At 74.1% G+C, this 10,125-nt stretch carries 10 protein-coding genes; 6 read left to right on the forward strand and 4 right to left on the reverse strand.

Annotated elements, in window-relative coordinates; all coding sequences use genetic code 11:
- Window positions 1–10 precede the first annotated feature (10 nt).
- Both ABT403_RS12975 and ABT403_RS12980 read right to left on the reverse strand, forming a co-directional pair.
- Window positions 11–520 carry a hypothetical protein gene (locus ABT403_RS12975; RefSeq protein ID WP_344158551.1) on the reverse strand — a complete coding sequence of 170 codons (510 nt, stop codon included), beginning with the start codon at window positions 518–520 and terminating at the stop codon, window positions 11–13.
- 114 nt (window positions 521–634) lie between these two features.
- Window positions 635–1,192, reverse strand: coding sequence for a TetR/AcrR family transcriptional regulator (locus ABT403_RS12980; protein ID WP_344158549.1), 558 nt, complete (start codon window positions 1,190–1,192; stop codon window positions 635–637).
- Window positions 1,193–1,285: 93 nt separating this feature from the next.
- On the opposite strand from ABT403_RS12980, the gene ABT403_RS12985 reads away from it, so the two are divergent.
- The 5 genes from ABT403_RS12985 (at window position 1,286) to ABT403_RS13005 (ending at window position 7,772) form a co-directional block, all read left to right on the forward strand.
- Entirely contained in the window at window positions 1,286–1,912 is a 627-nt protein-coding gene (locus ABT403_RS12985; protein ID WP_344158547.1) for a DUF2867 domain-containing protein, read from the forward strand.
- Between the two features lie 89 nt (window positions 1,913–2,001).
- A complete protein-coding gene (locus ABT403_RS12990; protein ID WP_344158545.1) occupies window positions 2,002–3,435 on the forward strand; it encodes a thioesterase domain-containing protein in 1,434 nt (477 codons plus the stop codon).
- 101 nt (window positions 3,436–3,536) lie between these two features.
- Window positions 3,537–4,814 carry an AAA family ATPase gene (locus ABT403_RS12995; RefSeq protein ID WP_344158543.1) on the forward strand — a complete coding sequence of 426 codons (1,278 nt, stop codon included), beginning with the start codon at window positions 3,537–3,539 and terminating at the stop codon, window positions 4,812–4,814.
- The gene (locus ABT403_RS13000; RefSeq protein ID WP_344158541.1) at window positions 4,811–6,160 is read left to right on the forward strand and encodes a vWA domain-containing protein; all 1,350 of its coding nucleotides are present in this window, start codon (window positions 4,811–4,813) and stop codon (window positions 6,158–6,160) included. Before ABT403_RS12995 ends, ABT403_RS13000 begins: the two co-directional genes overlap by 4 nt.
- Window positions 6,161–6,341: 181 nt before the next feature.
- Window positions 6,342–7,772: a cellulase family glycosylhydrolase gene (locus tag ABT403_RS13005; RefSeq protein ID WP_344158539.1), complete on the forward strand. Its 1,431-nt coding sequence runs from the start codon at window positions 6,342–6,344 to the stop codon at window positions 7,770–7,772.
- Between the two features lie 39 nt (window positions 7,773–7,811).
- On the opposite strand, the gene ABT403_RS13010 is transcribed toward ABT403_RS13005, so the two are convergent.
- The gene (locus ABT403_RS13010) at window positions 7,812–8,225 is read right to left on the reverse strand and encodes a DUF3592 domain-containing protein (RefSeq protein ID WP_344158537.1); all 414 of its coding nucleotides are present in this window, start codon (window positions 8,223–8,225) and stop codon (window positions 7,812–7,814) included.
- Window positions 8,226–8,343: 118 nt separating this feature from the next.
- On the opposite strand from ABT403_RS13010, the gene ABT403_RS13015 reads away from it, so the two are divergent.
- Complete coding sequence (locus ABT403_RS13015) at window positions 8,344–9,003, forward strand: SMI1/KNR4 family protein (protein WP_344158535.1); 660 nt, start codon at window positions 8,344–8,346, stop codon at window positions 9,001–9,003.
- Between the two features lie 41 nt (window positions 9,004–9,044).
- On the opposite strand, the gene ABT403_RS13020 is transcribed toward ABT403_RS13015, so the two are convergent.
- Complete coding sequence (locus ABT403_RS13020) at window positions 9,045–9,698, reverse strand: LysE family translocator (protein WP_344158533.1); 654 nt, start codon at window positions 9,696–9,698, stop codon at window positions 9,045–9,047.
- Between the last annotated feature and the right edge of the window lie 427 nt (window positions 9,699–10,125).

Consider the following 10,125-nt stretch of genomic DNA (forward strand, 5'->3'; position numbering starts at 1 on the left):
CGGCGGCGCCTCAGTGGCCGGCGGCGGCCTTGACCACCGCGACCGCCGTTCCGATCGCCGCGTCGATGACCCCGGCGAGGAGCGCGAGGGCCGTTCCGCCGCCCATCCGGACCCCGCCGTAGCAGCCCCACGCGAACAGGGTGGCGACGTTGACCCCGGCCGCCGTGTACAGCGCCGTCTTCAGCTCCATCGCGCCCAGTTCCGAGACGCCGATCAGGAGGAGCGGGCCCACCGCCGACAGGAGCAGGGGGCTGCTGACGAAGAGCATGGTCCGCAGGTCCCGCCCCCGGGCGAGGGCGCCGTGCGTGACGCGGTGGGCCTGCTGGTCGGCGACGAACGCGGCCAGCCACAGGCCCGCCGCGGCGGTCGCGACCGTGGCCGCGGCCCCGGCGGCGTCCGGATGGCCGGTGCCCGCGAGACCGATGACGACGGAGATCATGGTGATCGTCGCGTAGAGCCGCTCCTTGAGGTGCGCCGCAGCCGTCGCCGTACCCACCACGTCCACCACACGTTCCGCCACGGGCTCCACCGTAGGGCGCGGCCGGGGCAGGCCGGCGGAGCGGCGCCATACGGACGTCCCGCGCCGCGCCGGCGTCAGCCGTCCGCCGCCCCGGACGGCCGAGCGTGACCCTCTTCAGCTCAGCAGCCGGTCCCGGACCAGCTCCATCACCTCGGCGCGGCTGCGGGTGCCGTGGTCGGCCGCGATGAAGTACTCGCCGATCCGTACGGAGCAGACGAGCATGCAGCGGACCTCGACCTCGGCCTCGTCGGGGCAGAAGGCGCTGAACAGCGAACGCAGGTAGTCCATGCGACGGTTGTCCACGCGCCTCAGCCGCTGCGCGACGGACGCGTCGCGCCGGGCCCAGTCGCGGACCGCGAGCTCGGCCTCGACGCCCCGCGTCGGCCCTTCGGCGGCCGAGGCGATCGCGAACAGCCGCTCCAGCTTGGCGCGGGGCTCTCCGCCCGCGCTCTCGACCTGTTCGATCACGGCCTCGGCGACCGCGTGCTCCCAGGTGTCGAGCATCTCCCCCAGCAGCGCGTCCCGGTTGCGGAAATAGCCGTAGAAGCCGCCTTTGCTGACCCCGAGCGCCTGTGCCAGCGGTTCGATCCGCACGGCCTCGGGGCCGCCGGAGGCCAGGGCCCGCATGCCCTCCTCGATCCACTTGCCGCGTGGTGTGCGGGTCACGCCCACGATCTTCCTCCCTCGCACCCACCCGTCTATACGGTGCCGTATAGACGGGTGTAGCCTTTTTCTATACGGCATCGTATAGACAGGGGAACGCCCGTGAGACTCCCGAAATCCGCGCACACCTCCCGTCCCTGGCGCATCCATGAGATCACCGGCGACTTCCGCGTCGAGGACGTCTGGGAGCTGCCGACGCCCGGCGGTCCCGACGATCTGGCCCTGCTCGTCGACCAGTTCGCGCACGGCTCGGGCGACCCCGTTCCCTCGCCCGTGGCACGGGCCCTCTTCGCGATCCGCTGGAAGCTCGGCGCCCTGTTCGGCTGGGACGAGCCCTCCGGCGGCATCGGCGGCCGGGTGGACTCCCTGCGCGACCGGCTCCCGGCCGACCTGCGGGAAGGCCCCCGGGGGCCGGACGCCACGTCCGTTCCGTTCACCTCCGTCTTCCTGACGCACGACGAATGGGCGGCGGAAACGGCCAACCGGACCGTGCACGGGGTGCTGCACATCGGCTGGGTCCCGGACGGGGCCGGGGGCCATCACGGCCGGATGGCGGTGCTCGTGAAACCGAACGGCCGGCTCGGCGCCCTGTACATGCTGGGCATCAAACCCCTCCGCCACCTCGGCGTGTACCCGGCGCTGATCCGCGCCATCGGGCGCGACTGGGAGAAGGGCGCCGCCGCCCGCCGGGCGGGCGCACACGGAACGGGGGTGGGAGAACTCGGCTGACAGATCATCCGCGACATGCATATGATGCCGCCGATGAACACCTACTCCGCTACCGGATTGGGGGAATCGTCCACGCAAGGTGAGTGCTGATGGCGACTCACTTCGTGGAACCGATTCCCGCCCGCCTGCTCATGTGGCAACGCGTACGCGAGTACGCCGTGCCACCGTCCATGATCGAGAACGCGACGGCGCGCCGAGCCGTCGGTGACTGGGCGGGGGCCTGCGCCGCCGCCCGGATCGACGTCGATCTCGATCTGCGCGCCGTGCGCGACCGCCACGGCACCGACCTCACCTCCCGCCTGCGGGCCGATCTGCGCCGTCTGGCGCCCGATCTGCTGCGCTGGCACATGCCCCGCACCGCCCCGGACGGACGTCTGCGGCCCGGCCTCACCCTCTGCCTGGCACGCTACGGGGCCCACGGCCGGACCACGCCGCAGCTCGTGGTGCGGACACCGCCCGCCTGGGCGGACGCGGGCCAGCGGATGACGCTGGCGCTCTGGGAAGGGCCCCGGGACCCCGCACCCGCGCTCCATCCCCACCCCCGCCCCGACCGCCGCTTCCGGCTCGACCTGCACCGGCACCTCTGGGACGCCACGCGCGGCCCCGAGCTGGCCGTGCGGTGCGGGGACGGCGTGGAGTGGCGCGGGACGGGGGACGACGGGCCCCCGCACCCGCCGGAGCACTGGACCGCCGAGGCCGAGCTGCTGCTACGGGCCGACGGCCACGCGCCTCGCGGGCCGTTCACCGTGCGGTTCGGTACCCGCAGCCACGGCTTCTACGAGCTCGTCGCCCCCGACGACGGCCACGCCCCCGTGCTGCGGCCGCTGCGGGAGGTGCCGTCGGCGCGGGCGCGAGCGGAGCTGCCGGTGCTGCCGGAGGCCGCGGCGAGGCCCCTGCCCGACCTGGAGCTGCTCCGGGCCGGCCTGCTGCGGGCCGACCGGCTGCACCCGCTGGTCGCGGACGCGCTGTCGGCACGGGATGCCGTACGGCCGTCCGTTCCCGGGCCGGCGCGGGACCACGGCCCGGACGCCTCCCGAGGTACGGACCCGCACCGGGTCGACTGCCTCGGGGAGGTCCACCGGATCGCGCTGCGGGACGGGACGCTGACGGCGGTCGACCACGAGCCGGCCCAACTGGCCCGTGAGGAACTGCTCATGGCACTCGGCGGCCCCGGCCTGCCCTGTCTGCGGGCGATCGACACGGTCCACCGCAGCCCCGAGGCCCTGCCCGCGGTCCGCGAGCGGCTCGGCCACGGCGACGTGACCGGCGCCCTGGCCGTGGTCGAAGGGCTCCTCGGCCCCGGCGCGCTGCTGCGCGAAGGGCCCCTGCGGGACGCCCTGGAGGCGGCGGTGGCGGGCCGCCTCGACGACGGGCTCTTCCGCTCGGGTCTGGTGCCCGTGCATCCCGCTGCCCTCGTGGCGGACGTCGCAGGCCGCCGGCCACGGCTCGACCGCCGCCTGCCCCTGGTGCTGCGCCGGAAGCGGGGCAGCCGTACCCGCCCCCGGACCGGCCTCCGGGACTGACGGCCGGTCACGGCCCGTACAGACCCTCTCCCTTGCCCTCGTCGCCGGCGGCGGCGACCGGACGGATCTCCCGTCCCCGAAACCCACACAGGTGATGCCCCATGTCCTCCAGCACCCTCCTGCCCACCCTCCCCTGCCTTTCGGAAGCCGGGGACCGGTCCCAACTCTCCCTCGCCGGTGACCTCCTGACGCTCCTGCGGACCACGACCACCGAGCCGCGCGCCGACGAGCAGCTGGAGGCCCTGACCCTGGCCGTGGCCGCGGACCTGCCGGTCCTGCTCTGGGGCGAGCCCGGTATCGGGAAGACCGCCGCGCTGACCCAGCTCGCCGCCTCCCTGGACCTGCCCCTGACCACCGTGATCGCCAGCGTCCACGAGCCGACCGACTTCTCCGGCCTGCCCGTTCTGGGGGAGAACCCGGCCGAGAACGGGGTGCCGATGGCTCCCCCGCAGTGGGCCGTGGAACTGGTCCGCGCCGGACGGGGGCTGCTCTTCCTCGACGAGCTGTCCACCGCCACGCCCGCCGTCCAGGCCGCGCTGCTGCGCGTCGTACTGGAGCGGAGGGTCGGCGCGCTGCAACTGCCGCCCGGCGTGCGGATCGTGGCGGCGGCCAATCCGCGCGCCTCGGCGGCGGACGGCTGGGAGCTGAGCCCGCCCCTGGCCAACCGTTTCGTGCACCTGTACTGGGTGCACGACCGCGAGGTGGTGGTGCGCGGCCTCGGCGGGGTCTGGCCGCGCGCGGAGCTGCCCCGGCTGGACCCGGCGGCGCTGACCGGGGCGGTGGCGTTCGCCCGTCGCGCGGTCTGCGGCTTCCTGGCCGCCCGGCCCACGCTGATCCACCGGCTGCCGACGACCGAGACCCGGCGCGGCGGCGCGTGGCCCTCGCCCCGCAGCTGGGAGGCCGCGATGACGCTGCTCGCCTTCGGCACGGCCGCCGCCGTCTCCCGTGACGTGCTGGCGCTGCTGGTCAGGGGCGCGGTCGGCGACGGTCCCGGCCTCGAACTGCTCGCGCACATCGACCGGATGGAGCTGCCCGACCCGGACTCCCTGCTGGCCGATCCGGCCGCCGCCGAACTGCCGGAACGCGGAGACCTGCGCCAGGCGGCCCTCGAAGGCGTGGTGGCCGCCGTCGGGGCGCGTCCGGAACGCGAGCGGTGGGAGGCCGCCTGGGCGGTCCTCGTCCGGGCGTTGGAGACCGGAGCCCCGGACCTGCTGGTCGGTCCGGCGAAGGCGCTCGCCGCGCTCCGGCGCGACGGCTGGGAGGTTCCGGAGGCGGTGGAGCGGATCGCCTCGGTGGTCGGACTGTCCCAGCGGGCGGAGAACTCGGTGGCCCGCTGGGCGAAGGCCGCCCGCGGGAGCGGCACGGGTGTGCGCCGATGACCACCCCCGCAGACCCGCGCCCGCACCCGCGTCCGATGGCCCCTCCTCCGCGTCCGCGCCCGATGGCCCCTCCCCCGCCCCCGCGTCCCGTGCGCGCGGCGGTCCCGGGCCCGCCCTCCGGCGGCCCCGCGGTCCCGCTGGACACGGAGAAGCTGCTGGCCGCCCGGCTGCACGCGGCCACGGTCCGCCCCTACCTCGCCGGGGCGCTGTTCGCGCTGCACGTGGTTGAGGACCGGTCGGTGCCCACCATGGCGGTGGACGCCCACTGGCGCTGCTACGTCTCCCCGTCCTTCGTGGCGCGCACCCCGCTGGAGCAGCTGGCGGGCGTGTGGGTGCACGAGGTCTCCCACCTGCTGCGGGACCACCACGAGCGCGGCGAGCGGTACGCGCGCGAGCACGGGGAGGAGGGGCCCGGGCAGCGGCTGCGGCAGAACATCGCCGCCGACTTCGAGATCAACGACGACATCTACGGCGACGGGCTGCCCATGCCCGCCGGGGCCGTTCGGCCGGCCTTGGCCGGTTTGCCCGAGGGGCTCTTGATGGAGGAGTACCTGCGCGGCTTCTCGATGATCGACCACACTCCGCAACTGGCCTGGCTGGACTGCGGCAGTGGCGCGGACGGCTGGACGCGTCCCTGGGAGCTGGGACCGGAGGGCGCGCACGGACTGAGCCGGCAGCAGCGGGACGCGGTGCGCTTCCGGGTGGCCGAGGCGATCACCGGCCGGCCCGGGGACGCGCCGGAGGGCTGGCGGCGGTGGGCGGACGAGGCCTTCCATCCGCCGCAGCCGTGGCGGCAGTTGCTGGGTGCGGCGGTCCGTGCGGCCGCCGGCGGGCCGGGGGTGGGTGAGGACCACAGCTATCGGCGGCCGTCCCGGCGTTCCGCCGGGGTGCCCGGTGTCGTTCTTCCCAGCCTGCGGCGGATGCCGCCCCGGGTGTGCGTGGTGATCGACACCTCCGGGTCGGTCAGTGACGCCGAACTCGGGACGGCGCTGCTGGAGGTCGCGGCGATCTCACGGGCGGTGGGCGGCCGCCGCGATCTGGTCTCGGTGATCTCCTGCGACGCGGCGGCGGGGGTGGCCGCACCGCTGTGCCGGGCCGAGAACCTGGAGCTGATCGGGGGCGGCGGCACGGACCTCCGGTCGGGTTTCGCCCGGGCGCTGCGCTGCCGCCCCCGGCCGGACGTGATCGTGGCCCTGACGGACGGGCAGACGCCCTGGCCCTCCGCCCAGCCGTCCTGCCGCACGGTCGTCGGCCTCTTCCCCCGCCCCGCCCCCGCGGACGACGAGGAGGACCCGGACTACGTCCCCACCCTGCCCCCGTGGGCCCGCGTCGTCCACCTGGGCTGACCGGTCTGAGGCGGCGCCACGCCATCCTGCCCCGGCGGCCGCCGCCTTCCCGCCCGTGCGGCCGGGGGACGTCGTCTTCCGCCGACTCCCGCACGACCATGGGAACTTGCACCACTCATCAGTAACATCCGACCGGCCAGTGACACGCCGCCCGAGAATCCGCCCCGAAAGGGTCTCCCGCATGCGCCGGTCCTCCCGTTTCGCCCCCGTCGCCCTCGCCGTGGCAGCGCTCCTGCTCGGAGCCCTGCCCGCGCAGGCCCAGGCCCACCCCGACCGCTCCCCCGGCCGCGCCCCCGACCGGGTCACGGTCGGTGACCGTACCTTCATCGCCGACGGCCAGGGCCGCGCGTTGCAGTGGCGCGGATTCAACCTCGCCGACAAGAGCGGCCGGGGCGCCGACGCGTTCTCCGGCATCCACGAGAGCGACCTCAGGGACATGTCCGCCCGGGGCTTCAACCTCGCGCGCCTCGCCTTCTTCTGGGACGACCTCGAACCCGCCCCGGGCCACTACGACCGCGGTTACCTCGCCAGGATGCGGCGCATCCTCGACTGGGCCGACCGGTACCACGTCAAGGTCATCCTCGATGCCCACCAGGACGTCTACGGCCCGCACTTCGGCTCCCGCGGCGTTCCCGGCTGGGCCACCCGCGACGAGGGTCTGCCGTTCACGCCGATACCCGAGGACTGGTTCTCCGAGTACTTCGAGCCGTCCGTGCAGGCCGCCTTCGACCACCTGTACAAGGACGCCGACCTCCGTGCCGCGCACGCCCGCATGTGGATGACGGTCGCCTCAGCCCTGGGCCGCCACCCGGCGCTGCTCGGCTACGACCTGATGAACGAGCCGTTCGCGAAGTTCCTCGAGGGCGAGGACCTCCCCGCCGCAGCGGCCCGATTCGAGGCGGGCGAGCTCACCGAGATGTGGAACCGCCTCGCGCGGGCGGTCCGCCTGGTCGACGACGCGTCGTGGGTGTTCGTCGAACCCACCGTCATCGTCGGGCTCGGCGTCCCCACGCGCATGGGACGCATCGACGACCCGCACGCCGGGTACGCCCCGCACTTCTACGAGACCGCGATGGAGACCGGCGGCGACTACGACCCCGACGGCACCTTCATCCCCGCCTACGAGGCCGCGATCAGCGACTACCCGGCCCGCAACCGCATGCCGGTGATCGTCGGGGAGTGGGGCGGCAACCCGTACGTTCCGCACGCGCGCCGGTTCGTCACCGATATGACCGCCGCGCTGGACCGCTTCTCCAGCGGCTGGACGTGGTGGCAGTGGTGCCGGGGCGGCGGCTACTGCTTCCTCGACCGGACGGGGGCGGCGAAGCCCGAGGCCCGGCTGCTCGCCCAGCCCTACGCGCAGGCGGTCGCGGGTGACCCGCTCGGCTTCGCGTACGACCCGGCCACCAGCACCTACAGCCTCACCTTCCGCACCCGCGAGGGCGCCGGGGGGCCCACCCGGATCACCGTGCCCCGGGACGCCTACCCGAACGGCTACCGCGTCACGGTCCAGGGCGGCGACTCCAGCTGGGAGGGACGCGGACAGACCGTCTCCGTGAACACCCGCGGCCGCGCCGGAACCACGTACACGGTCACGGTCAGCCCCCGATAGCCGTCCCCGCCCTCACCGCGCACCTGACCTGGCCGACGGTCACCACGTGGTCAGGAGGAGGGTCACCAGCCCGCCTGCGGTGAGTGCGGTCCCCAGGACCGTGAACACCCTGTACGCCGTCGTGGAGTCCCAGCCCTGGATCGCGAAGCGGCTGGGGTCCTCCAGGTCGTACCGGAGCGTGACCGAGTTCCCGACCGGGATGCGTGGGGTGCCGCGGCCGAGCCTGGAGGAGTGCTCGCACGCGCGGCCGTCGCGGGTCGTCCAGGCTATGACCGGGTGGTGATACGTGGCGCCGTCGTGGTCATCCCGGGTGCGGTATCGCACGACCCGCCCCACCGCCGTGACACCCGTACGACGGAGCTCCCCGGCGAGGCGGAGTCCGTGGACCCCGAAGCCGAGGAAGATCACCCCGATCAGCAGGGGTACGAGCGAGAAGAGCTGTTCACGTTCCATGTGGTGTTCGACGCGCGGGGGTGAGCATCGGTTGCCGCGCCGGGGATCCCCCCCGGCCGGACCGCCCGAGGCGTGGTCGATGATGAGGCACCTGTCCCCGGCACCAGTTTGAGAGGCCATGACCGACTACTTGAGAGCCGTCATCGACATGATCGGCCCGTCGAATGACTTCCGGCCCGACGCTGCCGCCTGGCTGCGACTGGAAGGAGAGCTGGGGCGGTCGCTGCCCGAGGACTTCAAGGCGATCGCCGACAGGTACGGGGCCTGTCAGATCAACCATCACCTCAACCTGCTACGACCGACGGACGGCTGGTGGGATCTCGGGACGTGGATGCGGCAGATCTCCCGGCTCTGGTCACAGGAGAAGGTGGTGCAGCAGGACGTGGAGCCCCGTCTCGACCCCCGCGTCATCTTCGGCCTTCCCGAGATCACCTTCGGGTCGGCCCAGGGCCTCATCCCCCTCGCCGGCACCGACCAGGGCCACCTCGTCTTTCTGGCTCCCCAAGCCCACGGAGTCCCTGACGGGATCGCCGTCATGAACAGGGAGGGCGAGTGGGCCGGCTACGCGCTCTCCTTCGCCGAATGGCTGTACCGCTACCTGGCCGGTGAGGAGATGTTCGGTGGGGACAGCGCCGTGTTCTATCCCGGTCCCGTGCATCGCGAACACTTCCCCGCGGGACCGGGACAGGGGTCACGTGTGGTCCACGGTCCGCCACGAGGCATGGCGGACTCGGCCGTCGGGCCTGCGCCGGCCCGCTCGGAGCGGCCGCGCCCCTGACTTGGTGCGGCGGCGAGAAGAAGGACGCCCCGGGCGCGGGGTCAGGCGTCTCCGAGGGCCAGTTTGATGCCGAAGCCGACGAGTACCGTGCCGGTGATCGCGTCGATGGCCCGCCGCACCGAGCCGCGGTTCAGCCACCTGCGGACGAGGCGGGTGCCCCAGATCAGCGCGCTGAACCAGATCAGCCCCTCCAGGTCGTGGACGGCCGCCAGGACAACCCCCATGAGGAGATGCGGGGCGCCGCTGGGGATGAACTGGGGCAGCATCGCCATGTAGAAGACGCCGTTCTTCGGGTTCAGCAGGCTGGTGCCCAGCCCCCGCGCCCAGCACCGTGCCCAGGTCGACTCCGGGGACGCGGCTCCCGTCTGGTCGGCGGCGTGCTCCGGCACCGGCCGGCCGCGATCCTTGAGCGTCCGGCGGAGCATGCCGATCCCCAGCCACCCGAGGTATGCGGCGCCGGCCACGCGCAGCACGTCGTACAGCAGACGGGAGGCCGTGAGCACCGCCGAGGCACCGGCCGCCGCGGCCACACCCCACACGAGCACGCCGCACAGGATCCCCACCGCCGTCGCGAAGGCCCGCCGCCGGCCCAGGGTGAGGGCGGAACGGAGCACCAGCGCGGTGTCCAGTCCCGGCATGACGGTCAGCATGCCCGCCACCACGGCGAAGGAGGCGAGCGCAGAGGAAACGGTCATGCGGCCATCCTGGAGCCGCAGTCGTGATCTCGTCCAACGCGGTCTGCTTCACCGCGCATCAGCAACACTGATGGAACCGCTCGCCGGCCCGGTAGCAGGGCGGCCTGAGGGGTGCAACGGGCGGGAGGTACAGGTCCGTTCGCGGCCTGTGGGCCGTCACACCATTCTCGGACGGCGGCGGCCGCCCCTACGGTTGCGGACACCCGGCGAGGCGTTCACCCGGGCGGACGGCCGGTTCGGGCGCGCCACCACGACCGGCGGCCCCGCACACGCCGAAGGGATCACCGGCCGGGGTGTGCCGCCCGGTCCGCCCTGGGCCGCCCGCCGCCCCCGGTCACCGACCCATCGGAGGTATCCCGTGCACCGACGACCCCGACCGCGGCGCGTGTCACGCCCCGGCGCGCTGCGCAGGGCCGTCGCGGCGGCG

It is taken from the genome of Streptomyces sp. NPDC000075, assembly GCF_040301925.1.
Classification (GTDB): domain Bacteria; phylum Actinomycetota; class Actinomycetes; order Streptomycetales; family Streptomycetaceae; genus Streptomyces; species Streptomyces polychromogenes.